Raw genomic sequence first — 24,125 nt, forward strand, 5'->3', positions numbered from 1 at the left:
CGCGCCAACGGCGCCACCGCGGAAATCCAGCCGCGGCTGGACTACCCCCCGTACCGCAGCAGCATCCTCCGGCACCCCACGAAGAGCCTGCACCAGGAAGCGGTTGGCGCATACGCAGGTCTGGCCGCTGTTGCGGTACTTCGATGCCATCGCACCTTCAATGGCGGCATCGAGATCCGCATCGTCGAACACGATGAACGGCGCGTTGCCGCCCAGCTCGAGCGACAGCCGCTTGATCGTCGGCGATGACTGGCTCATCAGCACCCGGCCAACCTCGGTCGAGCCGGTGAAGGACAGTTTGCGCACAACCGGGCTGGCCGTCAGGACCGCACCGATCTCGCGCGACGGGCCGCACACGACCTGGAGCACGCCGGCAGGAATGCCGGCACGCTCGGCCAGCACTGCCAGCGCAAGCGCGGTCAGCGGCGTCAGGTCGGCCGGCCGCACGATGATCGAGCAGCCCGCGGCAAGGGCTGGCGCCACCTTGCGGGTGATCATCGCTGCCGGAAAATTCCACGGCGTGATGGCCGCGCAAACGCCGACCGGCTGGCGAATGACGAGGATCCGCTTATCGGTCTGCGGATGCGCTGCGACGTCACCGTAGATGCGCTTGGCCTCTTCCGCGAACCATTCCACAAACGACGCCGCGTAGAGGATCTCGCCGCGCGCTTCGGCCAGCGGCTTGCCCTGCTCCGAGGTCATGATCAGCGCCAGGTCGTCAGCGTTGGCAATCATCAGATCGAACCAGGCACGCAGCAGCTTGGCCCGCTCGTGGCTGCTGCGGCGCTGCCACACGGCCTGCGCTTGCGCGGAGGCCGTGATGGCCGACTCAACTTCGGAACCGCTCAGGCTGGCCACACGGGCCAGGATCTCGCCCGTGGCAGGATTGGTCACCGCAAACGAGCGTCCACCGGATGCCTCTTGCCACCCCGAAGCCAACCAGGCGCGCGTTTCAAACAATGAAGGGTCGCGCAGACGGTCTTCGAGCGCTGCAGTAGCTTGGGTGTCGTGGTTCATTACGTTGAACTGCATTGATATAGATGACTCTTCACAGAAGGCGGACGGGCAAGCTATGCGGCGGGATGGTTGTCTTGGCCGCGCATCCTCGGCCCGCCCATGACGACGTCCCTACCTCACGACGACGCCTGGCAAAGGCAACGATGGCAATCAGTTGCAGCGCCACCATGCAAGCCGCCAGCCTCGACACATCGTCATGTTTGCGTACAGCCGGCCTAAAAATAACGTTGATTCGGCCAAATACTAACGGCAAGTCGGCCTAAATTCAACGCAACAAGAGCTAGGGAAAACACCAACGGAAGCACGCCCGCTGATGTGGTGTCGAGTTGTGTGGGCGTGTTACTGGACAAGTCGTCGGACGGCTCAAGCGCAGGTATTTGCACGCGTGTGTGCTTGACCATCGAAGCGGGCACTTCGTTGCCGCGTACGCGGGCTTGAGCGGCTGAAGGAGAGGCGAGACTGGCCGACGCCTACCAAGGGGACAATGGTTTGGTGTTCGCTAGTCCAGTACGGTAACGGTCGTACGCCACTCTTGCGCAATCGCGGCGTTCCAGAGGGTTGCTCATTGGTGACGCGAGGTCAGCCGCACGGTCGTCATACAACGAGCAGTCGCCAGCTATCGCCCCACATCCCGGTCGCCTTGCGCAACCCGGCAGATGCAAACGGTCGCATTAACTGTGTCTGCCCGTTTCGCTTAATGTGTCGTCAGTCGCAGAAACTATGTCATTCGACACAACACGGCCCTTGAAATCCAGGAAGAGCTGTATATATTTACAGTAACTGTACATTTATACAGCCCACACCATGGACGACCTGATCCGCATCGAAAACGAGTACGACCGCCAGACGGTGCTCTGGCTGCGCGAGCGCCTGGGTGAACAGGCGTTGAACGAAGTGGTGATACGCATGGAGGGCCACGGCCGGCCCTATGCATCTGATGTCTGCCGCACGCTGGGCCTGACGCCACCGCCGCGCAAGCGGGCAAGCCGTGCACGGCCGCTCAACCGTGCCGTGGGCGAGGCGTATCTGGCCACCATTCGCGACATTCTGCGAGCGGGGCGGCATGCTGCGGCTTAAGCCGTCTCCCGCTTAAACCGCCAGCGTTGCGGCGGTTTCCTCGCGCAGCCAAGCCAGCCACGCGCCGGCCGGGGTGTCTGGCTTGATCGGCGCGTTCGCCAACAGGTAATACGCCGAGCCATCGCGCCGAAAGCCTTCCGGCGCCACTAGCCGCCCATCCGTCAGGTCGTCCCCCACCATCAGCTTGGACGCAATGGCGGTACCCTGCCCCGCCATCGCCGCCTGCAGGCTTAAATAGAAATGCTCAAAGCGCGCCTCGGGCGCGCGCGCGCGCGCGCGCTGTGTATCGCTAACGCGCCGCCACGTCTGCCAGGCATCGGGGCGTGTTGCCGTATGCAACAGGCGACGGCGTGCGGCGGCATCGGCCTGCGGCGCGTGCACGGGGCCGATCCACTCCTCGCAGATGGCCTCTGCGCACACGTACTCCGGCCAGGCAAAGTCATTGCGGCGCAGTGCCACGTCTACGCCGGTACGCGCAAAATCAATCGGGCCGCCCGCCGTAAACAAGTGCACCTGAATGGCCGGATGCCGCGCCTGAAAGCGTGACAGCCGTGGAATCAGCCAGCGCATCGCCAATGTCGGCTCGCACGACACCACCAGCGCGGACGACGTTGCCCGTCGCGCAATCCGGTCAATGCTATCCGTGAGAATGGAGAACGCATCCGCCGCCGCAGCCCGTAGCTGCTCACCTGCTGGCGTCAGGAAGACCGCGCGGTTGCGGCGCTCAAACAATGCCACCCCAAGCGACGCCTCCAACTGCCGGATCTGGCGGCTGACAGCGCCATGGGTGACATGCAGCTCCTGCGCGGCACGCACGAAGCTCGCATGCCGCGCGGCGGCTTCGAAGACACGCAAGGTGTTGAGCGGGGGCAGTGCCATCTGTCAGTTTTTCTCATGTAAAAGCGGCATCATAAATCGATTTTCCACGGTGGCCCGCTCGGCCAGAATCGGCGCATTCCCACTTTGCAATGACGTGTCGATATGGCCGAACTGCTTGCTGTTGCTCTCATCACCCTGTTGGCTGTCATCAGCCCCGGCGCGGACTTTGCCATGGTCACGCGCAACAGCCTGTTGTACGGCCGGCGCGCGGGCGTGCTGTGCGCAGCGGGAATTGCGCTTGGCGTGCAGGTGCACGTGCTCTACACGATGTTCGGTGTCCGGCTACTGATTGCACATGCGCCAGCACTGCTGCATGCCCTCAAACTGGTGGGCGCGGCGTACCTCGTGTGGATCGGCTGGAAGACGTGGTCGGCCAAGGCCGCCCTGCCCGGCGATGCCGCCTCGGGCCATGACAGGCCCCACGGACTATCGACCGGCGCCGCCCTGCGCATGGGCTTTTTCACCAACGCCCTGAACCCCAAGACCACCCTGTTCGTCGTCAGCACGTACACGCAAGTCGTGCATGCGGACACGCCGCTGGCCGCGCAATTCGGCTACGGGCTGTTCATGTCAATGGCGCACGCGGCGTGGTTTGTGCTGGTGGCCATGGTGTTCGCCTCGGGTGCGTTGCGGCGCGCGCTGCTGGCACGGCAGCAGATGGTCGATCGCGTGATCGGCGTGGTCCTGATCGGGCTTGGGCTGGCATTGGGCGTGGCGCGACTGGCGTAACGTCGCCCAAAAAGAATGCGCCGAATGCGACCGCGCGTGCACACGCGCTGCTCCACGGCGATTGAGCCTAGCCACGCCTTGCACTACCTTGAAACGACGAGCGATCGCCCGCCGCGCCCCGGCGCGCGGTCGCTTTTTGTTTTCGACCAAGGAGTGTGGTTCATGCTGCATACGCTTTCCAAGCTGTGGTGGGTGCTCGCATTGCGCGGGTTGTGTGCGCTGGCGGTCGGCATCGGCGCATTCGTAGAGCCAGCGGCAACGCTGGCCGTGCTGGTGCTCACGTTTGGCGCGTATGCGCTGGTTGAAGGCTGCTTGCTGCTGATGACCGCATTCGGCCGCCAAGCCATGCCGCGCGACCGCTGGCCCGTATTGCTGCAAGGGCTGCTTGGGGTCGCGGTCGGCGTGCTCACGCTGCTCAACCCAGCGGTGACGGCGTTGGGCCTGCTGCTGTACATCGCCGCGTGGCTGCTTGCGCACGGCGTGTTGCAGATCATCGTGGCGGTACGCCTGCGCGAAGAGCTTGCCGGCGAGTGGTGGTTAATCCTCGGCGGCATCGCCAGCGTGGTCTTGGCGGGGTGGCTGCTGTGGCGGCCGGAAGCCGGGGTGCTGGCCGTGCTGTGGTGGATTGGCGCATGGGCCATCGTGTGGGGCGCCACACTGGTCTTCGCTGCGCTGCGCGTGCGCAAATGGGGCCGCAGCGGCTCGGCGCGGGCGTTTGCCTGATGCGCGCGCGATCATGCCAACACCCTTTCGCGATCGCGCGGATGCCGGCCGGCAACTGGCCGATGCATTAGCCACGCTCGACCTGCCAGCACCGCGCATCGTGCTGGCTTTACCGCGCGGTGGCGTGCCGGTCGGACACGCGATTGCGCAAGCGCTCGGGGCAACGCTTGGCGTGCTGCTGGTGCGCAAGCTCGGCGCACCGCTGCAACCGGAGTTGGCGCTCGGTGCGCTGGCCGATTGCGGCGCTGGCATGCCGCCGCATGTCGAATGGAACATCGAGCTGATGCAGACCCTGCAGCCATCGCAGGCGTATCTCGATGCGGTGACGGCGCGCGAGTTGGCCGAACTGGAACGCCGCCGTGCGCGTTATGGTGTTACGTCGTTGCCGCTTGCCGGTGCCACGGTCATCGTCACGGATGACGGCATCGCCACCGGAGCAACGGTACGCGCAGCATTGGCAGCGGTGCGGCGTGCCGGCCCAGGGCGGCTGGTGCTCGCCGTGCCGGTCGCGCCGGAGACCACCTGGCGCACGTTGTGCACCGAAGTGGACGAGGCCGTGTGTCTCATCACCGCGCCAGACTTCAGCTTCCAGGCCGTCGGCCAGTACTACGAAGACTTCGAGCAGACCGAAGACAGCGAAGTGATCGCGCTGCTGGCAGATGCCAGACAACGCGGCCCTTAACGTGCGATTCAGGCTGTGTGCAGGCGCCCCTTGCGCTCGATGTCCGGCAGGAACACCGTCAGCAGCCCGATGAGCGGCAGGAACGAGCACAGGTGATACACGTTGTAGATGTCGGTCGCATCGGCCAGCTTGCCGAGCACCGCGGCACCGATCCCACCTAGCCCGAACGCAAACCCGAAGAACAGACCCGACACCATTCCCACCTTGCCGGGAATCAACTCCTGCGCATACACGAGGATGGCCGAGAACGCCGAGGCCAGCACCAGCCCGATAACGACCGTCAGCACCGCTGTCCAGAACAGGTTGGCGTACGGCAGCAGCAGCGTGAACGGCGCCACACCCAGGATCGATACCCAGATCACCACCTTGCGGCCGACGCGGTCACCAATCGGACCGCCCACGATCGTGCCCACCGCCACCGAGAACAGGAAGAGGAACAGGAACAGCTGCGACGTCTGCGCCGACAGGTGGAACTTGGTGATCAGGTAGAACGTGTAATAACTGTTCAGGCTCGCCAGGTAGAAGTACTTGGAGAACAGCAGCACGACCAGCAGCATCATGGCAAACGCTACCTGCTGGCCTGACAGCTGGACCGCCGCATGCGCACGCCCCCCCGCCTTGCGACCATGGCCCGCAGCCCGCTCGCGCTTGTACCAGCCGCCCACGTGATAGAGCACGAAGATGGCGATGAGCGCCGCAATCGAAAACCACGCAAGGCTGTGCTGCCCATACGGCATGATGATGAGCGCCGCCAGCAGCGGCCCCATGGCGCTACCCGCATTGCCGCCCACCTGGAACAGTGACTGCGCCAGCCCGTGCCGCCCGCCCGATGCCATGCGTGCCACGCGCGACGATTCCGGATGGAAGATTGACGAGCCCGTACCTACCAGCGCCGCTGCCAGCAGCAACGTGCCGAAGTTCGGCGCCACCGACATCAGCACCAGCCCCACCAGCGTGAAGCCCATACCTACCGACAACGAATACGGCTTCGGATGCTTGTCGGTATAGAGCCCGACCATCGGCTGCAGTAGCGAGGCGGTGATCTGATACACGAGCGTGATCAGCCCGATCTGCGAGAAATCGAGGTGGAAGTTGCCCTTGAGCAGCGGATAGATCGCCAGGATCAACGACTGCATCATGTCGTTGAGAAAGTGCGCGAAGCTGATGGCGCCGATCACGCCAAAGCCGGTCGTACCGGCAGCGCTGACCTGCGGAACGGGGGTTGCCACAGTATTGGGCAAATCAGCGGCGGAGCCGTTTGCGGTGGTTTCCATGGGGAATGTTTGCGGTCAAAAAATTGCAGCGAGGAGCCGTCAATCATGCGCCTAAATAGTGCAGGCGCGTTACCGCAAGTTCGACAATGATTAGCGCAAATCGGACAATTTACTGTCCAGGCAGAAGCGTCAGGCCATGCCGCGCCACTCACGTTCCGTGGTGCACCGATTTCCCACAAACCCGCGCCGCGCTTGCCTTGGCAGGTAGCTAACCTGTTAGCCATTTTCGCGCGCGCGGCTACTCCGTTCGGAGCATGGCCGCTCAGGAGACGCTTTCTATACTCGCCAGCATAGGCCGCTGCACGGCGCCCTGGCGCCAGTGCTAACGGCCAAGACGGAGCCAATGCAGTAACACAAGCGCTCCGCAATCCGAACCGGTGGCGCATCCAGCCGATGCTGCACATTGGTCGGCCAAGGGAGGGGAGCGATGAACATCCTGCTAACGGGAACGCTATGCCGCGCGATGGGAGACCTCTTCTATCTGGCCTTGCTCGACGACCGCGTCGTCTGCTGCTTCGTCACGTCCGAAGCGGTGGAATTGACCGGCACCGCCACGCGCCCACCGCCCGCTTCGTCCCCGCGTACCGACCCTCGGCTCGCTGACGTCTCTCGGTCAGCGAGTTATTGCGCGCCCCTCGTCCCGTAGGGCGCGCTCTTTTCTGCCGATGCCGTCAGCGCGGGGGCGCTGGCGCATCACCCTTGCACTGGCGCGTCAGCCGATCAGCCCGGCGTCCGTCAGTTCGCGTTTCATGTAGGCGTACAGCACCGGCGCGGCAATCACGCCGCCCACGCCAAAGAGCGCCTCCATCACGATCAGCGCGAGAATCAACTCCCACGCGCGCGCATCGATACGGCTGCCGATGATGCGCGCGTTCACGAAGTACTCCAGCTTGTGCACCACCACCAGGAAGATGAGCGAGGCCACCGCCAACTCCAGCGATGCCGTCACGCTCATCACCACGATGGCCGTGTTGGAGATCAGGTTGCCCGCCACCGGAATCAGCCCCGCCACGAAGGTCAGCAGGATCAGCGATTTGGAATACGGCACGTGCTGCCCGAACAGCGGCAACGCGCCGATCAGATAGATCGCCGCCAGCGCAGTGTTGAGCGCGGAGATCTTCACCTGCGCAAACACCACCGCCTCAAATGCTGCGGTCAGCCGGCCCAGGCGGTTCAGCAGCGCCGCGGCAAGGGGCTTGTGGCGCGCGGGGTCTGGCCTGTCCGACCACGCCACCATAGCACCCAGGATCAGCCCGATCAGCGCCAACACGCTGTGGCGCAGTCCGTCGATGCCGACCGTCGACACCTGATGACCATGCTCCTTGAGCATCTCGACCAGGCGCACGCGCAGGTCCGATACGGAGTTGGGGATGTAATCCGCCACCGATGCCGGCAGCGAAGCACGCAGGTTGTCCAGCACATCGGCCACCCGCGTGAGCATGCCCTCCAGCCCATGCCCATGCTCCACCAGTCGGCCAATGCCCAGCCCGATGCCCGCGAGGATGAGCGTGGCGATCACGAACACCCCGACCACCGCCAACGCCTTGGCATGCCGGGAAAACACGCGCCGCTGGCGCAGCCTCGCCTCCAGCTTGCGCGCCAGCGCATAGACCAGAAAACCCGCAATGGCGGCCGGCAGCAGACGCAGCCAGAGCACCGTCACGATCATGGCGGCCACCAGTACATAGCTGACCGTCTTGATGGCACGGGCGTGGTTATTGGGGGGAAGCTTCGTCATGAAAACAGGCTGGCAGCAATGTTGATGGAGAGCGCAAGAATGCTCGTATTGAAAAAGAACGACAGCAGCGATTGCCCCAGCACCGCCCGCCGCATGGCGCGCGAACGGATGCTGATATCTGCCGTCTGGCTGGCGACCGCGATCGTAAAGGAGAAGTAGAGGAAATCCCAGTAATCGGGCTCGAGTTCACGGTCGGGAAACTGCAGCGGGGGCGCGTTCGGCGTGCGGTAGTACAGGTGCGCGTAGTGCACGGTAAACATCATCGGCACCATCAACCACGCGCCCACCACCGTCACGCCGGTCAGGGCGTAGTGCCAAGCCTGCGCATGGCCCGCGGACTTGGCCGTCACAAGCTCAAACGCAATCGCCACCATACTGGCGATCACACCCAGGCACACCACCGCCAGCACCGCCGAGGCGCTCGCGTCTTCACGCCGGGCCACGGCACGGATGCGGCGCGGATCGGCCCGCAGCATCATCACGGAGATCAGGATCAGGTAAGTCCACACTGCGGCATCCCAGCCGAGCAGCGTGCGTGTGAGCCAGCCCTGCCCCGCGGGCGCCACCACGCCGACGATCGCGCCCAGCGCAAACGCCACCAGCAGGCGTGGCCGGGCAGCGGCAAATCGTGAAATCGGAAAGGACTCGTCTTGCGCAGTCACATGGGCCTCTTGTGCGTTCGAAGCATCAAATTGAGGCCACATGGTAGCCGCTTCAAGACGGTGTCAGCATGGACGCGAAGGAACGCTTGCAACGCTCCTGCACCCGTTCGTGCGTTTGCAGTTGGTCGGCGGTGACGATGGCCTCCGGGTACACGCGGCACATACCAATGATGGCAATCTCCAGCGAGTCATAGGACCCCGCTTGAAACTGGAATTGCTCCAGCACCGTATCGTCGGTATCGCGCACGGTGATCTGGAACGGGCCAGGTGTGACCGTAGCGCAACCGGCCAATGCGGTGGCCGCTATCAGCGCAGAGAGGCCGCCCAAGGTGCGGGCTTTGCGGCAAAGACAAGAAAGAGAGTGTGGGGCTTGCATCATGCAGGGTCTTGCGCATCCATGGTCGTCAGACGCCGTCGGCAGCGCGGGGTTCATCGATACCGTACGGGCTCGCATTTATACCTGCTGTTGATGGCAGCATGTGCCGCGCCCAAAGAAAAACGCCCGCTACATGCGGGCGTCTTGCTGAGCCGATGAGCCGTTGGCGGCTCCAGGCACTGCCTTAGGCAACAGCACCGTCGGTGTACGGGTTGAACTTGTCGCCGACCTTGGCGCCTTCGGTGTAGGTATCGAACTTGCCGGCACGGGCCAGTGCACCTTCGGTGTACGGGTCGAACTTGCTGCCGGCCTTGGCGCCTTCGGTGTAGGTATCGAACTTGCCAGCGCGGGCCAGCGCGCCTTGGGTGTACGGATCAAACTTGTCACCCACCTTGGCGCCTTCGCTATACGGGTCGAACTTGCTGCCAGCCTTGGCACCTTGCGTATAGACGTCGAAACGTTGGCCGGCGGCGGCGCCTTGCGTGTACACGTCGAACTTCGTGGCGGCCAGGGCGGGCACGGCGGCCAGGGCGATCAGGGCTGCAATCAGGGTGCGTTGGGCTTTCATGATGTCTTCTCCGGGATGGGCGCAGCGCGTCGGGCAGTGGCTCGTTTCGAGACCGGTTTTCGCTGCGGCGCCGCATTCGATAAAGCCATCGTAGGCGAGCCTGTTCAGACAATAAATGTCGCGACAGACAATTTATTGTTGTGATATCTGGAATTACGGGAAAACCCGCGCCAACAGTGGTTTCGTGGCTTACAGCAAGGCTTGTCGGCTTTATTTGCGCAAACCAATCATGTGACTTTTCTAGCAAAAGCCAGCGTTGTGCGCTCAACGAACCACCACGATTGTTGCGTCTTCCCGCATCGCACAATCGCTGCGGCCTGCGTGGGGATTGTCATCTCCGGATACAAACGCGCACAAGTGAGCGTGTGACTCTGTGCCACACTGCGCAACATTCATTTCGAACGCACGCACGATGAAACGTCTTTTGCTGGCGGCCGCCCTGCTGAGCGCCGCACTCCTCTCCGGTTGTGGCGTGGTTGCCGCGCCCTGCCGCGTGGCATCGGCCGGCTTGAAGATGGTGCCGCTGGTTGGACACGTGGCCGCCGCGCCCACGGACGCCTGCGCAGACATCATCGATTGAGGGCGGCCAGCGCAATGCTGGCGCCCGTGCAAGCCGCTACACCGAACATCTATCGAGGCTGCGACGCTTCTATCTGCCCCGCTACCCACGCCTGCAAGTCCTTCAGTTGCTGGGCGTTGGCGTGAAAGGCTTCAGCCTCGCGCTCGTGCTGGGCTTCAACGTCAGAGAGGACAACGCCACTGGCGGCTTCATCAAGGAGCCCGGCGGCGGTGGGAAGCTCGGCGCGGTTGGCGGAGTTCCACATGCCGACAAAGCGGCCAGGGATGCGGCAAGCAGCATCGTCGTGCACAACGACTTCATGGGGTACCTCGCGATCTCGGTAGAGGATGCGGTCTCGGAACACGGTCTGGATGCGCGTCTGGGCTTGCGCAGCCTGATCGCCCACCTGGGCGGTGACGTTGGCCTGGCGGGTTTCGGTTTGTGCGGCGACCACCTTGGCTTGCAACGCGCGCGATCGCTCGACATGCAGGCGATGCAGAGTGCCCGCGCCGTAGCCGAGGCCGAACGCCAGCACCAACGCGAGGATGGCGCCGCCCCAGAAGCGCGGATCAAGCAGGCTCATGACGCAGCCCCTCCTGCAAGTACGGCGCGGGCCCGCGCCCACAGCGCACGTCGATCGTCGAGACCATTTGTGCCGCCATTGATCCGGCGCGTCAGTTGCACGAAGGCGGCGTCGGTGTCCTGATCGGCAAACCGATTGAGCCCGTTGCGCAGCCAGAACCACGCGGCCGATGCGGTGGCGTGTTCGGGCAGTTCCAGCAGCTCGGGCTGCGCTTCCAAATCCAAACCCAGTGCGATGCCGCAGGCGCGGTAGTTGGCGCGGCCCGTGATCTGGATGAGACCGCGGCCGAGGAAGCGCTTGCCGTCGCCGGGCTGCGTGTTGCCGAGGTCTGCGCGCCCCTCATAGCCGCGTTGCGCCGGCGTTGGCCCCCACAGTTCACGCACGTAGCGCAGTTGCCCCGATTCGTGCCCGACCTGCGCAAGAAACGCGGCGATGCGCGCGGGCGTGTTGATCTGCCGGAACAGCAGCACATCGGCCAGGACGGAGGCGAACACATCGGCGCGCCCGCCGGCATTGGGCATAACGGCGCGCAGTTGCGCCGCAGTCAGAAGCGGTTCAGCCATGGCTTACCTTGTGCATGGATTCGCGCACGTCGTCGACGACCTCGGCGAGGTCGGCATCGCGCCGCTTGTTGATGAAGTTGAAGACCCAGCGCACGATCGCCCAGCCCGGCAGGCCGCAGACGAAATAGATGCCGCCGAGTGCCATGGCGCCGTTGGCCGAGCCGATCCAATGCGCCACCCCGAAGTACTGGATGACGGTGGCCCCGCCGCCCACGCTGGCGATGACGGTGGAGATGAGCGCCACGGCCCACTCGCCGCGTGCGCGTGGCAACGTCATCACCATGACGACGATGGTGGCGAGCGCGCTTGCGGCAACCGCCACGGCCGCAGACCCGCCAAGCGCCTTGAAGGCCGCCGCGCCCGCAGCCCCCGCTGCGGCGCTGCTGCTGATGGGTTCAGACATGGTTCCCCCGGAAAAGAAAAAAGCCCGCGCGAAGGCGGGCTGTGTTGCTGAGATAAGTGCTTACCAGTGGATGGCTTGCACCTCTTCGATGCTGGTGGCGGCGTTGATCTGGGCGATCAGGTCGGCGTACTTCTGCTGCGCGGCGACGCGGTGGGCCAGCCAGTCAGCGTTGACTTGCTGGAGCTGCGCGGCGGTGTGCGAAGTGAAGGACCAGTGATCGCCATCCGTGCACCAGAGGGGGATGGTCCAGCCCGGCGAGGCCGTAGCGGCTGCGCTGACTGCGCTTTGCAGGTTGCGTTGGTCGTTGTCTTGGGATGGGTAGGTGAGTGCGACGCCTAGTGCGGAGGATGTGAAGCCGGTGGTCAATGCCTCGGCGCACGCGGTGCTGACCATGGCTGTCTGCGTCGCTTGCGCTTGCGTCAGCAGTTCCTCGTTGGTCGGCTGCAATGGTGCGACCAACGCTCCCTTCACCACCGTATAGCCGGGCCTATTGATGCACGCAAGCCACTCGTCTTGCGTGATCTCGATGACATTAGTCACGCCTTCGGGGACCGGGCTATCGATGCTGTCGTAGTAGGCCGTGATGTGGCCATTCGGGTCATATGCTGCAAATTTTGTGGTCATGATTTAGCGCCCAATTGCGATCCAGGAAACGAAGTCTGCGGCCCAAGAACCTTGACCGTTGGAGTTACCGATCTGGAACTGTGAAAGCGAAAGAACATTGACTCGCCCTGTATAGAGCGTAGTGACATTGTTTGTGGTCACAGTCATTGAATAGACGTTGTTCGGAAATGCGATCGGAAATGAATACGTTTGATAGGAGGCCGTGGTTCCCTGGTTCATCCCCCACTGCAAAATCAAACCGCTAGGAAGCTTTTGATAGCCGTTACCTGACAGGATGGAACCGAATGCGCCTGAAGACAGCGCTAAATTTGCGGACCCATCAACGGATAGCCAGACTGTATTTGTTGAACTTCTTACTAACGTCAGCGTATCGCCGGGACCAATAACGAGAGATGTTGCCGACGCATTGATCGTGTCTGAACCAGAGCGGGCCAGCGTAATACTGTATGGAGTGATATTCAGAAATCGAAGAACCGTACCGACCGAACAGCCGGCCACTAGTGGAAGCGTTACAGCAAAGTTCGAAATCGCATTTTGAAAAACGACGAGCTTGTTTGCATATATCGCATCCATAGTTGCCGCGCTGCTAATTGCAACCACGTCCGACAACGATGCACCGTTCTGTTTGACAAACGCCGTCGTAGCCAACTTAGTACTGTTATCAAACTGCGGTGGCGTCACCCCAGTGGTCAACGTCTGCCCAGCACTCACCCACCCATTCACCCCATTGGACACAAACTGCACCGCCTCACCCGGACTCAGCGTGAGGCTATTCGCGCTGCTGCCTTGCCCAAACGCGAGCGTATCGGTGCCGTTGCGTGTGACGGTGGTCGAGCCGCTGGCCTGCATGTACGTCACGCAGATGCTCGTGCCGTTCGGGCAGTTGGCTGCTGGCGGTAGCGTGATGGTTTGGCCAGTGGCGATGACGTTGACCAGTGCGCCGAGCGCCGCCGTGGCGAGCGTGCTCGATGTGGCGACGTTCTGGATGCTGGAGTAACGCTCGCCAATCGCCGCCAGGAAACCGCCCGTCGGCGCAGTGGGCGCGTTCGGATAAGCGGTGATGTTGGCCGCCGTGATCGTGCTCTGCCCATTGGCCACCGTGATGATGGCGAGGCCGACATAGCCCGCCGTCACAGCAGGCGTCGTCTGCGTGCCGGTGGCTGCGGCCGTGCCCGCGACGAGCTGCAACGACACCTGTCCCGCACGCGTGGTCGGCTGCGCATTGCCGCTGCCGCCCGGCCCGTTGAACGCCTGCGATGGGTTCGCGCTGTTGTAGTACGGCAGCACGACGTTGTTGATGTCGTTCTCCAGGTACGCGGCTTGGATCAGGTAGTTCTGGCTGTAGCCGGCCGTGGCGGGTGCCGAGAGAATGAACGACTGCGCATCCATGAGGATGCCCTGCTTGAGCAGACTGTGTGCCGTGTCCGCCGGCAGCGCGCTGTACGCCGTGCCATCCACATTGGCGAGCTGGTAGATCTGCCCGGGGTTGATGGTCACGCTCATCGATGCGGGTGTGGTGGGCACGCAGCCCAGGCCAGAGACGACGGTGGACGTGCCGAACAAATCCGCGCACAGCTTTGCCAGCGCGATCATGGTCTGCCGGTTGGTGTTGAGCAGGTCCGTGGTTTGCGGCACCTGGCCGCTGTAGACAATCTGACGATCCAAGACTGTTCTCCAAAAGAAAAAAGCCCGGCGGGTTGCCGGGCTGTCGGTGGTGAGGAAAGCGCGTGGGTGCGCGCCTACGAACTGATGCGCGTCCAGATAATCGAGGCGGCGGGCCGCACCGATTCGATGGCGGCGTAGATGTCGGCATCCGACACGGTGTTGCTGCTCATCGACGGGTCGACGTATTCACCTTGCGACGGCACGCTGTAGCCAGTGGTGACGATGTTGTAGCCCGCCACGTTCGGGATGCCGCTGCCCAGCGGGCGATACGCCTGCACGAACGCCTGGTACGTCAGCGAAACCTGCCCGTACGCGCCGGCCATGCCGTAGCCGCTGTTGGGCGCATCGTAGGCGCCGCAGTCTGCCGGGCGGCTGGGTTCGATGATGGTCGGCGCACGCCCGGTCAGGTCCGTCAATACGCGGATGATGGCGTTGCGTGTGCCGCGTTCACGGAAAAGGTTGGCGACGATGTTGGCGCGGAACGATGCGTCGGACTGCCCCGTCTTGCGCCGTATCGACAGGCCGAAGAAATCCGCCGCAATCATGTCGAGCCAGCCGTCGGTGGCGGTCAGGATGCGCGTCTGCTGCTTCGCATAGGCATACAGGCCATAGACGTAGGCACCGCTATACGCCAGGCCCTGCAGCAAGCCGTTGAGGATGGGCGACTGCGCCACGTCGCCAAACCAGCGCGGCAGATACCCGCGTATGCGCGCGAAGATGTCTTGTTGGTCACCGGTTGCCATTACGTCACCGTGATGGAGTTGGCTGTGGTCTTGATCACTTGCAGGCTGGTGGCCGGCAAGTCGGCGGTGCTGCCGTTGAGCAGCGCACTCGTGACGTTAGTCACCGCGGGCGAAGCGTCATACGCCACCTGCGCCAGCCGTGAATACGTCAGCGCCGTGCCCAGCGGCAAGCTATTGATGTAGCTCAGCAACGCTGCCTGCACCTGCGCCGCAATGGCCTGATGCGTATAGCCCGGTGCGGTGGCGATGCTCATGGAGACCGTCGCGTTGACGACGACCGGCCCGTACACATAGAACGTGCTGGTCACCGGTCGCACGGCATCCACCGCATTGCTCACGCTGGCAAGCAGCGTTGACGTGGGCGCACCGGTACCGTCATCCACGATCACGATGAACGTGCCGTTCTGCGGCAAGCCTGCGTAAGTCTGGTTCTCCAGGATCACGTATGTCAGCCCTTGCTTGACGCCTGCGATGGCGGAGCCGATGGCCGTCTTCGTGGCTTTCGACAGGCTCGCAACGTAGGCGATGAAGCGCGAGCGGAACGCCGTGTCAGGCTCGGCATCTGCGCCGTTCACGAACGTCGCTGCGTTGGTGACGGTATCCACACCGGAGATTGCACCGACGATGGTGGATACCGCACCCGCCACCGCGTTGCCCGCTCCACCGGGTGTCACGGCTTGCACCGGCACGGTCACGCTGGCTGTGCCGGCGGCAATGACATAGCCGCCGAGCGTGGCGCTGTAGGCAGGGTTGGTCGTGTCGACCACCACGTTGAACTGCTGCGTGCCGTCGCTCGTCTGCACCACCGCCGTGAGCGGCACCAGTACCTGCTGCGTGACCGTGAAGCGCGAGAACGTCACGCTACCTGTAGCCGGCACCGCAGCGAGTCGACTGAGGCCAAAGTCGGCCATCCACGTATCGAGATCGGCTCCGCTTGAAGTGGAGGCGCGCGTAATCGCCAGCAGCTGCAGGATCAACCCTTGTAGCCACACCGTGACCGCCGCGTTGGCTTCAACAACCGCGCGCAGCACCGACCCGACCGTCAGATCGACCAGCACCTTGGCATAGCCCTGGATGGCTGCCACCTGGTTGCGCACGAGCGTCACCCAGTCTTGTGTCTGAATGGACATATGGATCATTTGCTCACATTGAATTGAAGGGACACCGGCTCGCGCGTGATCGCGCTGCTGTACAAGATGCGTACGCTCACGCCGCCGGTGATGGCCGCCACGTCCACCTGCGGCTCGGGGCTTTGCGCAACGCCCGCCTCCTGCAGGATTTGCGAGCGAATCAGCCCACGCAGCGCCGGCACGTCGAGCGTCTCGCCAATCTTCTGCGGCAGGCCTGCGCCGTAGTCGGTGTGGAAGATGTAGTCGCCGGGGTTGGAGACGAGGCGCCGCACGATGCGCTGTTGCGTGCGCAGGTCCGCGCTGGCGAGACCCAGGTCGCCGGTGGGCGACACCGTGATGTCGCCGCCCACCCAGTGGTTCACGTCGTTCAGAAGTTGCTGCGTCATGCCACGCTCCCTGTGTTGCTGGACCCAGACTGCACGCCGGTATGGCGGTGCGTGTCGTCGATGCGGTGGCCATTGGCCGACACCTGTCCGCTGAACTGCGTGTTGCCGCTGATGCTCATCGAGTTGCCCGTGCCGTTGTTGCCCGACACCGCCATCCCCGCTTGACCGGTGATGGTTTGCGTGACCACCAGCGTGCCGTCAATCTGCACCGGCCCCGTGTGATTCCACTGCGTGGCCTGGCTGGTGAGCGTGCCCGCGCTGATGAGTGTGACCGTGCCGTCGTTGTGGAACTGCAGCTTGGAGCCCGAGGCATGCGTCAGGAAGAACTCGCCCGACTGCGCGCCAGTGGGCCGCGCCTGATCACTGAACAGGCGCGCGCAGATGACGCCGTTCTCGATGTCGCCGCCGAGGAATTGCACCTCTACCTGATCGCCCGGGCTGACCGGTGCATCGATGCCCCAGCCATTGCCGACCCAGGCAGTGGCAACAGGCATCCAGCCGGTCAGCGAGCGCTCCGGGTCGGCGGTGTTTTCAGGTTGCAGGCGTACACGCGCAGAGGCCGTGCCAGGGTCGTAGCTGGTGACGATGCCCATGCGGTTCTCCGCCCGACTGGACTGCGCCATCATCGCGGCGAGCACCATCTGGTTGCGAAGCTGTTGAATCATTGGCTCGTGTCCTTGTTGATGTTCTTGGCCGACACCTCCATCACGTAGCCCTCGCTCAGGCTCATGCTGCGTGTGATGCTGTCGATCAGGTAGCCCTGGTCGAAGTTCGTGCCGGTGCCGGTCAGGCTGACGATGTCGGTGGGCGTGAGGAGGTGGTCGGCAGGCAAGCGCGCACGCAGCTTCATTTCGTGCTGCGCGACCTCGTCGAACTTCTGCTTGGCCAAGTGCTTGACGCCGGCTTGGTCGAGTCCGTTACGCTCGACGGTGTGTGTCGGCTTTTGGCCTTTGCCACCCTCAGGCGCATTGCTGTAGCGGGCCGTGAACTTCTTGCCTTGCTTCGCATTCCACGAGCGCGCTTCCACCGTCACGCCCTTGGCAACCGTCAGGTCGCGCGACAGCTGCAGGCTCGACACGTTGGCTGCCGGGTTGCCGTTCTCGTCGCGCGCCCACCGCAACTCGTAGGGCAACGCGGGTCCTTGCAAGCGAGGCGCGAAGTAGAGCGCCTTGCCACTCACGTAGCAGAGGAAGTCCTCTTCGCGCGCCAACGCGGCAAGCAGGTCCCACTCGGTGCGTTGCGCCGTCAGGCTGACGTTGTCGTGCGCGTAGGACTTGCCGATCAGCCGCTTCGTCTCCGGGCCGATGGCTTGCAAGCCGTGTGCCGCGGCCAGCTTTTTCGCAACCTTCGACGCCGTCATGTTCTGAAACTGCAGCGTGACCTGCGCGTCGATGAACAACGCCGTCAGATCCCGGCCGCTCAGCGTCAGTTGTGCGGACACCGGGTCCAACTCGACACTATCCACGCGACCATAGATCAGGCTTTGCAGCGCGGTCTCGTCGTATTGCAGCGGATTCGGCGGAAAGCCGGCAAAGATCTCGACCTCTAGCGCAAGCTGGCTGGAAAACCAGTTCGCGTCGCGATCTGGCGGCAAAGCGCTCGCCGCCAGCGTGATCTGGAACGTATCCGCCTGCTCATACGAGTTGCTCAGGACCGACCAGCTCACACACGCGGGCACACGTTCGCCGCCCACCTTCACGATCGTGCGTGGCTGCCGCACATCGGGTATCACGGGTAGCTTGTTCAGGCTCATAAGAAAAAAGCCCCGCATGGCGGGGCTATCCGGTTGATGAGAACGGTGCGCTATGGATTCGGCAACCCACCGGCAGTGTCCTTGTGGGGCGGCACGATGAGTGTTTTGACGCCTTGCACCAGCGGGTCCCACAACAGCTCGGGGTTGGCCTTGGCGAGGCTCGTCCACGCCATCGCGTCGTCGTACTCCTTGGCGGCAAGCTTCATCAGGTCACCACCGGCTGTCACCACATGCTTGGCGCTCTTGTAGACCGACGCGATATTCGTCTGCATGCGGCCCGCCACACGATCGAGCTGAACCAGCACGGGCAAGCTCAGCGCCGAGTTGATCTGGCCGTTGAGCTTCGCCACCTGCTGCGCCACCGGATTGTTCGGCAGGATGCCGCCTAGCGTTGCCACCTTCATCAACTCGCTGTTGGCGGATGCAACCAATGTCTGCGCACGGTCCCGCACGGCCGTCACCTTCTGCAGCACGTTGCTGAGCGTGGACTGCGCGGCGTTGGCGAAGCTCGCCACCGTGTCGATCGCCGAGTTGGCCGAGTCGATCAGGCTGGATAGCGTGCCGTCTCCAATGCTGCTGGCCATGTCGGTCATGGCTGCGGCGTCGCTCTTGACCAGGCCGTCGATGCCGGTGCCTTCGTCCGGCATCGTGTATTTGGACATGTCGCTCGACACCTCGCACGAGATCTTGTACGGGATCTTGTAAGTGCGCTGGAAGTCTGCACGAAATTCGCGGATGACGACGATGTAGCAGATCTCGGACCACTGCAGCACCAGTTCCTTGCCACTCACGCGCAGATCATCCAGCTCGCGGGCGCGAGCGAGTGCTTCTGTACCGAGCAGCCAGCCAGACCACTCGACGGGCGCACAGAATGCCCCCATCGAGTCGATCACCCGCGTGCCGCCCACCAAGTCATGCATGGCCAGCTTTTGCGTGCCGCCAAACGAGATTGTTTCGGGAATTTCCAAGTCCTTGAATTGGAAATTCTGTCCGAGTTTGAGAGTGAAGTCGGGCATGGTTGATCAGAGTCCGGATGGCATGAGGTTCATGCCGGTGTTGAAGCTGCTGGCGCCGGTTTGCGGGCGCGCCAGATTGCCTTCGATCTGTTTCCAGACCACCTGGCCGACGGAGCGACCGTCCATCGTCACATCGCCCTTGAGGTAGACGAACTTTGGCTCAGCGACCTTCACAGCGGAGCCGGCCGGGGTGGAACTTTGGCTAGATGCCGGCGTGGTCGCCGTCAGCTTCTTGCCGGTGTCCCCGTGGAGCACGTCGTACAGAAACGTACCGAGCGTCGCGCCCTTGACGCCGCTGGCGCGCTCGATCAACGGGCTGATGACGTTGTCGTTAACGAAGCTACCCAGTCGATAACTGAGGTAACCTGTTCCCAGCACCGCACCGGCCGGCCCGAGCATGCCCGCTGCCCGTGCGGCGAGAGGAGACCGCACCAACGTTCCCGCAGCGCTCAGCAGACCGCGGCCCAATCCACTACCCGCGCGGAGCACTGACATCGCTGTCCGCCCAACACCAGCCCCCAAACGCAGCGCACCCTGCCCCACGGACTTGGCGATATTGCTCAAGCCGCGTCCAAAGCCGCCACCGCCCTTGCCTCCGCCGCCCGGCAAAGGCAACGAAAGCGTCGTGCTTACCTTAGACAAAAAGGTCAGCCCCGTAGCCAGGGCCATGAGTGTCTTCGTTGTGCCCGGATTCTCCTGCGCCCACTTCGTGATGCCATCGAGCATGCTGTTGAACTTCTCCAACCCCGAAATCGCCAACGGCAGGATGTGCTCCCCGAGCGCGATATTGAGGTTCGTCTTCTTGGCTTCGTAGTCCCTCAGCTTGCCTTCGAGCCCTTCGTTGTCCTTCTCGTAGAGCTTGACGGTGCCGGGCCCATTCTTGGCGTTCTGCAGGTACAGCCCAGCTCGTTCCTTCTCATGCTCAAGCTGTTGCAGGATGTTCTTCTCACCCTTCATGCCGAGCAGGCTGCCCAGCTGGGTGTTGAGGCTATCTCCGCTATAGCCGCGCTTCTTCAGCGCCGGCACGATCTCGTCCAACAGGTACTGAAGCGGATTGTTGGCGAAGTTCGCCGCGTTCGTCATACCCGTCGCATCCACACTGGTGATGCGCCCAGCCTTGTCGCGATGCACGGCCTTCGGGTCAAGCAGCTTGACCCGTTCCAACTCGTGCGCAACCGTTGCAGACATGTTGCCTGCCGCCCAGCCTTGGAGCGCCGACATAGCGTCAACGCCAGCCTTCGAGCCGCCGTTGGCCTGCATGAACTGCTTCAGCCCAAACGCTGCTGCTTCAGACGGCTTCAGCGCGCCAGACAGCTTGCCGCCCTGCATGGCCTCCAGATAGTCCTTCGGCAACACACCGCCGTTGCTCGCCAATGCCGTGTTGACCAGCATGTCGAAGGTCTCTTCCACCTTCTTCACGTCGATCTTGCCGTCTTTGCCGATCACGCCGTCGCGCATCTGCGCGACTTTGAGCGTAGCCAGCGCCATGCTGTCGAGTTGCGCACCGTCCTTGACGCCGGTTGCCGCCCCGAAGGCCGTTCTCGCCTGGGCCAGCAGTTTCGTGACGTCCTGCGCTTGGGACGAACTCTGCAGAATGTTCTGCGCCCCACCAAACAGCTGCCCGACATCCGTGACCGACATGCCCTTGATGTCCAGGCCTTTGAGGAATTTTTCGTTGGCTGCTGCAGCGCCAGGATCAAAGCGGCTGATGCGCTCAAGCACCGCGTGGTACTTCGATGCGGCATCCACCTGCTTATCCCACATGTGGACGGCTTCATTGCCCGCCTTGACCAAGCCGGTGTCGAAGTCCATCAGCTTCTTGACCTTCTCCAGCCGGGTCTCCAGCTTCTCTGCGCTCTTGTTGACGGATTCGAATTGCGCGGCGATCGCCACCAACCCGCGCGAAACGTTATCCACCAACGCAATCTGTATTCCAATCTTGTAAGCATCGAGGCTCATAGGAATCCTTTATCTGTTGAGGCCACCGATCTCACGTGTGCGCGCTTACGGTGGAGTTGATCGGGCGGCCCTCCAGCACCGCCGTCACCGCATCGCCCACGCTCTTTTGCACCACGTCGGCCTGCTCATTCGCCACCGCACCCAGAAACGGATGCGGTGGCGTCTGCGCACTGCCAAGCTCCTGAACGACAGCCTGGTTGGCGTTGGAGCCGATGGCCGCCTCCAACCCCTTGACCGTGTGGCCGATGGAATCGCGCAGCGCGTTCACGCGAGCCGCCTCGGTGATGCCGGCGGCCGCTGCGCTCTCCACCGCCTTGGCGCGGGCCGCCTGCTCCATCGCCGCAGCGGCTGCGGCCAGCCCCTGCGACAGCGCCTCCGGCACCCGTGCCTCCAGCTCGGTCAGGCGACGTGCCATCTCTGCTAACGAGAGGTTCATTCTCGCTCCTTGAAAGACATCGTCTTCAGGTCGAACTCCGCGCCGTGGAATTCGCTGCATTTGATGGCCATCGCCTGCCGCATGGTGTCGTCCAGTGAAAACGCCACGTCGAACGGAACACCGTTATGCACGAGCCACATCGCCTCGTGAAACGGGCCGTTCGTCAGGAGTTTTTTAGCTCGGACTCCGACGTGGCAACGTTGATGAAGCTCGCGGCCACACCACGCTGCGCCGCTTCGTTGCCCTCTTCGCCCAGGCGTTGATACAGCGCACGCAACTGGGCTTCGAAGGCAGGCGTCGGCACCGGTTCGCCATCAATGGCGGACACGAACTTCAGGTGCGCGACCTCGGCCAGGTAGAGCATGTTCAGCTCGCTGCCGCCCGCGGCCTTGGCAAAGTCGAGGTTGGCCAGCGGGCTCGGTTTGCGCAGCGTGATCTTGCGGCCCAGTGCATCGTCGACCACCACGTCTTTCGCGGCGGCCTTGATGATCTGTTGAGAGGGCGTGATGGTCACGTTGGTCATCAGGACACCTTGATGCGGCGCGAGGCCACGAAGTTGACGGATTGCTTGATGGTGGCGTCGCCCGCGCGGTTGCCGGCATCGGCCAGCGTCATGAGCACGCCGTCGTAGCGGAACTGCGAGACCGAGCCATTGGCTTCCTGGATCGTTTCGTAGATCTGCGCGGGCGCTTCGTTCACGCCGGCGTAGTAGCCCGCTTCGAGCTGGGCGAAATAGTTGTCGAGCGTGGCGTCCTGGCGCTCCACGTCAAACGAGCCCGACCAGCCGTCGAAGAAACGGATGTGGTCGGTGATGCCGTCCAGGCGCTTGACGCGCACGTCGGTCACATCCTGCTTGCTCTTGAATGCGGTGATTTTGTTCGGTTGCAGCGTGCCGTTTGCAGTCTGGATGACCAGCGTGTAGTCGCGACCGACGGAGTAGCCTTGAATCGGCATAACGTTCTCCAAAAGAAAAGACCCCGCGCCATGCGGGGCCAGAAGGTTGATTGGCGGGTGTGAGTTGGATTACTGGTTTGCGGTCGAGGTGCGAATCACCGTCGCCTGCGAGCCTTCCACGTTCACCAGGAACTTCTCGATGACCGACAGGTAGACCACCTTCACGTCAGCCTGCATGTAGCCCAGCGCCACTCGGTTCATCGGGTTGTTGTTGGCATCGATCTGCACCGAGAATGCCGGGCCGCCGTTGACCGCGCCGATCATCCCCTGCTGCTCCATCGAGCTGAGGAAGTTCGACAGCGTGGCCGCCGCCTGCGCGCGCACCGTGGCCGACTGCAGCTGACCAACGTACTTACCCATGCCCGCGTTGATCGTGCTGGCGATGTAGTTGGTCATGCGCGTGTAGTTATCGCCCTGCGTGAGCGCGTTCGAGCTGGTGTTGTGGCCCGCGCGGCAGCCGAAGTACGCACCACCCGGGACCGGGTTGGTCACCACGTCGATGCCTGCTTGAATGAGCGCCTGCAACTCGGCCGAGCTGTAGCTCTGGTTGGCGAACGTCTTCTGCGTGCCCACCACGCCATAGATCGGCTTGTTCAGGCTGCTGTTCTGCGGGGACAGGTTGGCCAGCAGGCCCGCCACAAAGCCTTGCGGCGACACCAGGCGCGTCACACCGTTCACGGTATCGAGCCAGTACACCCAATCGCCAAACAGCAGCTTGAAGGCGTACGAGTCGATGCCGGCGGTGCTCTTAGCCGTGACGGCGTTGGCGATGGTGTCACCGCTCGGGCCCGTGCCGATCATGTAGATGCCCTCCGACAGGCCGAACGCCACCTGGGTCGGCCAGGTGGTCGCGTCGGCGCAATCGGCCAACATGGCGATCGACACGCCCTGGTTGCGCAGCGCATACATGCCCTTGCGGGGCACGGTGTCCTGGCCGAGCAGCACAGCACCGCTGATGGTGGCTGCGCCGTCAGTGCCGCCTGCCAGTTGCAGCGTGGCCGCCGTCGGTGCGGTGGTGCTGGCGCCTGCGGTGGCAGTGATGATCTGCGAGGCGCCGCGCATCACGCTCACGCCGTTGTTGATGGCGTTGGCGATCGCCACCCACAGCGCATTGCCGGTCTGGCCCGCACCGATGTTGTCGAACACTTCCGGTGCCAGCGTGGGCGCAGCCACGGTCACCTTCCACGTATTGGCGGCCGAGCCGGCCGACAGCGCCACCGTGACGGTGTTGCCCAGCGAGCCCGTGTACTTGGCGCTGAACGTCACGCCGTTGGTCTGCGCGACCACCGTGGCGGCGGTGTCGGTGCCGTCGGTCACACGCACGCAGCGGAAGTTGTTGGCGCCCTGCTGCACAGCCACAGCCACGGCGGTGCCCATGTCGTAGGTGCGGTTCTGGATCGCACCAAACGTCTGCGCGTACATGGCCATGTTGCCGATCAGCGTCGGCGAGTTGACGGGGCCCCAGGTAGCCGTGCCGACCACGCCGAGCACGTTGGTGGGAACGCCATTGAGCAGGGTGACCTGCGGCGGAACAATCTGGACGTACAGGTCCGGAACGATGAGTGCAGTGGTATTGATGCTGCCCTGCTGGACGATCGGCATGCGTGCCTCCGAGTGAGAAAAACA

Annotated in this window: 28 protein-coding genes and 2 pseudogenes; 6 read left to right on the forward strand and 24 right to left on the reverse strand. The window is 63.4% G+C overall.

Annotated elements, in window-relative coordinates; translation table 11 throughout:
• Nucleotides 1–93 (forward strand): annotated as a pseudogene (locus AB0305_RS00005) (protocatechuate 3,4-dioxygenase subunit beta); the annotation flags it as partial.
• Between the two features lie 51 nt (nucleotides 94–144).
• Here the strand turns inward: AB0305_RS00005 and AB0305_RS00010 are convergent.
• Nucleotides 145–1,032 (reverse strand): annotated as a pseudogene (locus AB0305_RS00010) (aldehyde dehydrogenase family protein); the annotation flags it as partial.
• A gap of 789 nt (nucleotides 1,033–1,821) precedes the next feature.
• Between AB0305_RS00010 and AB0305_RS00015 the strand changes: the two are divergent.
• On the forward strand, nucleotides 1,822–2,094 hold the full coding sequence (locus AB0305_RS00015; protein WP_366170217.1) for a hypothetical protein: 273 nt from the start codon (nucleotides 1,822–1,824) through the stop codon (nucleotides 2,092–2,094).
• Nucleotides 2,095–2,106: 12 nt separating this feature from the next.
• Here AB0305_RS00015 and AB0305_RS00020 read toward each other — a convergent pair whose 3' ends face one another.
• Nucleotides 2,107–2,973 (reverse strand): LysR family transcriptional regulator, encoded by an 867-nt coding sequence (locus tag AB0305_RS00020; RefSeq protein ID WP_366170219.1) that lies wholly within the window; start codon nucleotides 2,971–2,973, stop codon nucleotides 2,107–2,109.
• 102 nt (nucleotides 2,974–3,075) lie between these two features.
• On the opposite strand from AB0305_RS00020, the gene AB0305_RS00025 reads away from it, so the two are divergent.
• The 3 genes from AB0305_RS00025 to AB0305_RS00035 all read left to right on the forward strand — a co-directional run bounded on the left by AB0305_RS00025 (nucleotide 3,076) and on the right by AB0305_RS00035 (nucleotide 5,107).
• A complete protein-coding gene (locus AB0305_RS00025; RefSeq protein ID WP_366170221.1) occupies nucleotides 3,076–3,702 on the forward strand; it encodes a LysE family transporter in 627 nt (208 codons plus the stop codon).
• A 162-nt stretch (nucleotides 3,703–3,864) separates the two neighbouring features.
• Nucleotides 3,865–4,425: an HdeD family acid-resistance protein gene (locus AB0305_RS00030; RefSeq protein WP_366170223.1), complete on the forward strand. Its 561-nt coding sequence runs from the start codon at nucleotides 3,865–3,867 to the stop codon at nucleotides 4,423–4,425.
• Complete coding sequence (locus AB0305_RS00035) at nucleotides 4,418–5,107, forward strand: phosphoribosyltransferase (RefSeq protein ID WP_366170225.1); 690 nt, start codon at nucleotides 4,418–4,420, stop codon at nucleotides 5,105–5,107. Before AB0305_RS00030 ends, AB0305_RS00035 begins: the two co-directional genes overlap by 8 nt.
• A gap of 8 nt (nucleotides 5,108–5,115) precedes the next feature.
• Here AB0305_RS00035 and AB0305_RS00040 read toward each other — a convergent pair whose 3' ends face one another.
• The 5 genes from AB0305_RS00040 to AB0305_RS00060 all read right to left on the reverse strand — a co-directional run bounded on the left by AB0305_RS00040 (nucleotide 5,116) and on the right by AB0305_RS00060 (nucleotide 9,725).
• The gene (locus tag AB0305_RS00040) at nucleotides 5,116–6,381 is read right to left on the reverse strand and encodes an MFS transporter (RefSeq protein ID WP_366170226.1); all 1,266 of its coding nucleotides are present in this window, start codon (nucleotides 6,379–6,381) and stop codon (nucleotides 5,116–5,118) included.
• A gap of 712 nt (nucleotides 6,382–7,093) precedes the next feature.
• Entirely contained in the window at nucleotides 7,094–8,119 is a 1,026-nt protein-coding gene (locus AB0305_RS00045) for an AI-2E family transporter (RefSeq protein WP_366170227.1), read from the reverse strand.
• On the reverse strand, nucleotides 8,116–8,781 hold the full coding sequence (locus AB0305_RS00050; protein WP_366170229.1) for a DUF1345 domain-containing protein: 666 nt from the start codon (nucleotides 8,779–8,781) through the stop codon (nucleotides 8,116–8,118). Before AB0305_RS00050 ends, AB0305_RS00045 begins: the two co-directional genes overlap by 4 nt.
• A gap of 52 nt (nucleotides 8,782–8,833) precedes the next feature.
• Nucleotides 8,834–9,160 (reverse strand): hypothetical protein, encoded by a 327-nt coding sequence (locus AB0305_RS00055; RefSeq protein WP_366170231.1) that lies wholly within the window; start codon nucleotides 9,158–9,160, stop codon nucleotides 8,834–8,836.
• A 181-nt stretch (nucleotides 9,161–9,341) separates the two neighbouring features.
• Nucleotides 9,342–9,725, reverse strand: coding sequence for a hypothetical protein (locus AB0305_RS00060; RefSeq protein WP_366170233.1), 384 nt, complete (start codon nucleotides 9,723–9,725; stop codon nucleotides 9,342–9,344).
• A gap of 412 nt (nucleotides 9,726–10,137) precedes the next feature.
• Between AB0305_RS00060 and AB0305_RS00065 the strand changes: the two genes are divergently transcribed.
• The gene (locus tag AB0305_RS00065; protein ID WP_366170235.1) at nucleotides 10,138–10,305 is read left to right on the forward strand and encodes a DUF6726 family protein; all 168 of its coding nucleotides are present in this window, start codon (nucleotides 10,138–10,140) and stop codon (nucleotides 10,303–10,305) included.
• A 49-nt stretch (nucleotides 10,306–10,354) separates the two neighbouring features.
• Here the strand turns inward: AB0305_RS00065 and AB0305_RS00070 are convergent, their stop codons facing one another.
• From AB0305_RS00070 to AB0305_RS00150, 17 genes are all read right to left on the reverse strand, one after another.
• Nucleotides 10,355–10,867, reverse strand: a complete 513-nt coding sequence (locus tag AB0305_RS00070) for a hypothetical protein (RefSeq protein WP_366170237.1) — start codon at nucleotides 10,865–10,867, stop codon at nucleotides 10,355–10,357.
• A complete protein-coding gene (locus AB0305_RS00075) occupies nucleotides 10,864–11,430 on the reverse strand; it encodes a glycoside hydrolase family 19 protein (protein ID WP_366170239.1) in 567 nt (188 codons plus the stop codon). Before AB0305_RS00075 ends, AB0305_RS00070 begins: the two co-directional genes overlap by 4 nt.
• Nucleotides 11,423–11,833 carry a hypothetical protein gene (locus AB0305_RS00080; RefSeq protein ID WP_366170241.1) on the reverse strand — a complete coding sequence of 137 codons (411 nt, stop codon included), beginning with the start codon at nucleotides 11,831–11,833 and terminating at the stop codon, nucleotides 11,423–11,425. The genes AB0305_RS00075 and AB0305_RS00080 overlap by 8 nt, the downstream gene beginning before the upstream one ends.
• 60 nt (nucleotides 11,834–11,893) lie before the next feature.
• Nucleotides 11,894–12,457 carry a hypothetical protein gene (locus tag AB0305_RS00085; RefSeq protein ID WP_366170243.1) on the reverse strand — a complete coding sequence of 188 codons (564 nt, stop codon included), beginning with the start codon at nucleotides 12,455–12,457 and terminating at the stop codon, nucleotides 11,894–11,896.
• A 3-nt stretch (nucleotides 12,458–12,460) separates the two neighbouring features.
• Nucleotides 12,461–14,122 carry a hypothetical protein gene (locus tag AB0305_RS00090; protein ID WP_366170245.1) on the reverse strand — a complete coding sequence of 554 codons (1,662 nt, stop codon included), beginning with the start codon at nucleotides 14,120–14,122 and terminating at the stop codon, nucleotides 12,461–12,463.
• Between the two features lie 74 nt (nucleotides 14,123–14,196).
• Nucleotides 14,197–14,865 (reverse strand): hypothetical protein, encoded by a 669-nt coding sequence (locus AB0305_RS00095; RefSeq protein WP_366170247.1) that lies wholly within the window; start codon nucleotides 14,863–14,865, stop codon nucleotides 14,197–14,199.
• Complete coding sequence (locus AB0305_RS00100) at nucleotides 14,865–16,004, reverse strand: baseplate J/gp47 family protein (protein WP_366170249.1); 1,140 nt, start codon at nucleotides 16,002–16,004, stop codon at nucleotides 14,865–14,867. Before AB0305_RS00100 ends, AB0305_RS00095 begins: the two co-directional genes overlap by 1 nt.
• On the reverse strand, nucleotides 16,001–16,381 hold the full coding sequence (locus AB0305_RS00105; RefSeq protein WP_366170251.1) for a hypothetical protein: 381 nt from the start codon (nucleotides 16,379–16,381) through the stop codon (nucleotides 16,001–16,003). The genes AB0305_RS00100 and AB0305_RS00105 overlap by 4 nt, the downstream gene beginning before the upstream one ends.
• Nucleotides 16,378–17,046 carry a phage baseplate assembly protein V gene (locus AB0305_RS00110; RefSeq protein ID WP_366170253.1) on the reverse strand — a complete coding sequence of 223 codons (669 nt, stop codon included), beginning with the start codon at nucleotides 17,044–17,046 and terminating at the stop codon, nucleotides 16,378–16,380. The genes AB0305_RS00105 and AB0305_RS00110 overlap by 4 nt, the downstream gene beginning before the upstream one ends.
• A complete protein-coding gene (locus AB0305_RS00115; protein WP_366170255.1) occupies nucleotides 17,043–18,134 on the reverse strand; it encodes a contractile injection system protein, VgrG/Pvc8 family in 1,092 nt (363 codons plus the stop codon). The genes AB0305_RS00110 and AB0305_RS00115 overlap by 4 nt, the downstream gene beginning before the upstream one ends.
• Before the next feature lie 50 nt (nucleotides 18,135–18,184).
• Complete coding sequence (locus AB0305_RS00120) at nucleotides 18,185–19,150, reverse strand: hypothetical protein (RefSeq protein ID WP_366170257.1); 966 nt, start codon at nucleotides 19,148–19,150, stop codon at nucleotides 18,185–18,187.
• A 6-nt stretch (nucleotides 19,151–19,156) separates the two neighbouring features.
• Nucleotides 19,157–21,109 (reverse strand): phage tail tape measure protein, encoded by a 1,953-nt coding sequence (locus tag AB0305_RS00125; protein WP_366170259.1) that lies wholly within the window; start codon nucleotides 21,107–21,109, stop codon nucleotides 19,157–19,159.
• A 31-nt stretch (nucleotides 21,110–21,140) separates the two neighbouring features.
• Complete coding sequence (locus tag AB0305_RS00130; protein WP_366170261.1) at nucleotides 21,141–21,545, reverse strand: hypothetical protein; 405 nt, start codon at nucleotides 21,543–21,545, stop codon at nucleotides 21,141–21,143.
• The gene (locus AB0305_RS00135) at nucleotides 21,542–21,685 is read right to left on the reverse strand and encodes a hypothetical protein (RefSeq protein WP_199028701.1); all 144 of its coding nucleotides are present in this window, start codon (nucleotides 21,683–21,685) and stop codon (nucleotides 21,542–21,544) included. Before AB0305_RS00135 ends, AB0305_RS00130 begins: the two co-directional genes overlap by 4 nt.
• Before the next feature lie 23 nt (nucleotides 21,686–21,708).
• Nucleotides 21,709–22,068: a hypothetical protein gene (locus AB0305_RS00140; protein ID WP_366170263.1), complete on the reverse strand. Its 360-nt coding sequence runs from the start codon at nucleotides 22,066–22,068 to the stop codon at nucleotides 21,709–21,711.
• On the reverse strand, nucleotides 22,068–22,499 hold the full coding sequence (locus tag AB0305_RS00145) for a hypothetical protein (RefSeq protein WP_366170265.1): 432 nt from the start codon (nucleotides 22,497–22,499) through the stop codon (nucleotides 22,068–22,070). Before AB0305_RS00145 ends, AB0305_RS00140 begins: the two co-directional genes overlap by 1 nt.
• 69 nt (nucleotides 22,500–22,568) lie before the next feature.
• Nucleotides 22,569–24,101: a hypothetical protein gene (locus tag AB0305_RS00150; protein ID WP_366170267.1), complete on the reverse strand. Its 1,533-nt coding sequence runs from the start codon at nucleotides 24,099–24,101 to the stop codon at nucleotides 22,569–22,571.
• Nucleotides 24,102–24,125 lie beyond the last annotated feature (24 nt).

This window comes from Arthrobacter sp. NPDC080086 (assembly GCF_040702285.1).

Bases quoted from the DNA above. Each gene is read 5' to 3' on its own strand.
- AB0305_RS00015 (WP_366170217.1), top strand. From the start codon at position 1,822: ATGGACGACCTGATCCGCATCGAAAACGAGTACGACCGCCAGACGGTG.
- AB0305_RS00020 (WP_366170219.1), bottom strand. From the start codon at position 2,973: ATGGCACTGCCCCCGCTCAACACCTTGCGTGTCTTCGAAGCCGCCGCG.
- AB0305_RS00025 (WP_366170221.1), top strand. From the start codon at position 3,076: ATGGCCGAACTGCTTGCTGTTGCTCTCATCACCCTGTTGGCTGTCATC.
- AB0305_RS00030 (WP_366170223.1), top strand. From the start codon at position 3,865: ATGCTGCATACGCTTTCCAAGCTGTGGTGGGTGCTCGCATTGCGCGGG.
- AB0305_RS00040 (WP_366170226.1), bottom strand. From the start codon at position 6,381: ATGGAAACCACCGCAAACGGCTCCGCCGCTGATTTGCCCAATACTGTG.
- AB0305_RS00045 (WP_366170227.1), bottom strand. From the start codon at position 8,119: ATGACGAAGCTTCCCCCCAATAACCACGCCCGTGCCATCAAGACGGTC.
- AB0305_RS00055 (WP_366170231.1), bottom strand. From the start codon at position 9,160: ATGATGCAAGCCCCACACTCTCTTTCTTGTCTTTGCCGCAAAGCCCGC.
- AB0305_RS00060 (WP_366170233.1), bottom strand. From the start codon at position 9,725: ATGAAAGCCCAACGCACCCTGATTGCAGCCCTGATCGCCCTGGCCGCC.
- AB0305_RS00065 (WP_366170235.1), top strand. From the start codon at position 10,138: ATGAAACGTCTTTTGCTGGCGGCCGCCCTGCTGAGCGCCGCACTCCTC.
- AB0305_RS00070 (WP_366170237.1), bottom strand. From the start codon at position 10,867: ATGAGCCTGCTTGATCCGCGCTTCTGGGGCGGCGCCATCCTCGCGTTG.
- AB0305_RS00075 (WP_366170239.1), bottom strand. From the start codon at position 11,430: ATGGCTGAACCGCTTCTGACTGCGGCGCAACTGCGCGCCGTTATGCCC.
- AB0305_RS00080 (WP_366170241.1), bottom strand. From the start codon at position 11,833: ATGTCTGAACCCATCAGCAGCAGCGCCGCAGCGGGGGCTGCGGGCGCG.
- AB0305_RS00085 (WP_366170243.1), bottom strand. From the start codon at position 12,457: ATGACCACAAAATTTGCAGCATATGACCCGAATGGCCACATCACGGCC.
- AB0305_RS00095 (WP_366170247.1), bottom strand. From the start codon at position 14,865: ATGGCAACCGGTGACCAACAAGACATCTTCGCGCGCATACGCGGGTAT.
- AB0305_RS00100 (WP_366170249.1), bottom strand. From the start codon at position 16,004: ATGATCCATATGTCCATTCAGACACAAGACTGGGTGACGCTCGTGCGC.
- AB0305_RS00105 (WP_366170251.1), bottom strand. From the start codon at position 16,381: ATGACGCAGCAACTTCTGAACGACGTGAACCACTGGGTGGGCGGCGAC.
- AB0305_RS00110 (WP_366170253.1), bottom strand. From the start codon at position 17,046: ATGATTCAACAGCTTCGCAACCAGATGGTGCTCGCCGCGATGATGGCG.
- AB0305_RS00115 (WP_366170255.1), bottom strand. From the start codon at position 18,134: ATGAGCCTGAACAAGCTACCCGTGATACCCGATGTGCGGCAGCCACGC.
- AB0305_RS00120 (WP_366170257.1), bottom strand. From the start codon at position 19,150: ATGCCCGACTTCACTCTCAAACTCGGACAGAATTTCCAATTCAAGGAC.
- AB0305_RS00125 (WP_366170259.1), bottom strand. From the start codon at position 21,109: ATGAGCCTCGATGCTTACAAGATTGGAATACAGATTGCGTTGGTGGAT.
- AB0305_RS00130 (WP_366170261.1), bottom strand. From the start codon at position 21,545: ATGAACCTCTCGTTAGCAGAGATGGCACGTCGCCTGACCGAGCTGGAG.
- AB0305_RS00135 (WP_199028701.1), bottom strand. From the start codon at position 21,685: ATGTGGCTCGTGCATAACGGTGTTCCGTTCGACGTGGCGTTTTCACTG.
- AB0305_RS00140 (WP_366170263.1), bottom strand. From the start codon at position 22,068: ATGACCAACGTGACCATCACGCCCTCTCAACAGATCATCAAGGCCGCC.
- AB0305_RS00145 (WP_366170265.1), bottom strand. From the start codon at position 22,499: ATGCCGATTCAAGGCTACTCCGTCGGTCGCGACTACACGCTGGTCATC.
- AB0305_RS00150 (WP_366170267.1), bottom strand. From the start codon at position 24,101: ATGCCGATCGTCCAGCAGGGCAGCATCAATACCACTGCACTCATCGTT.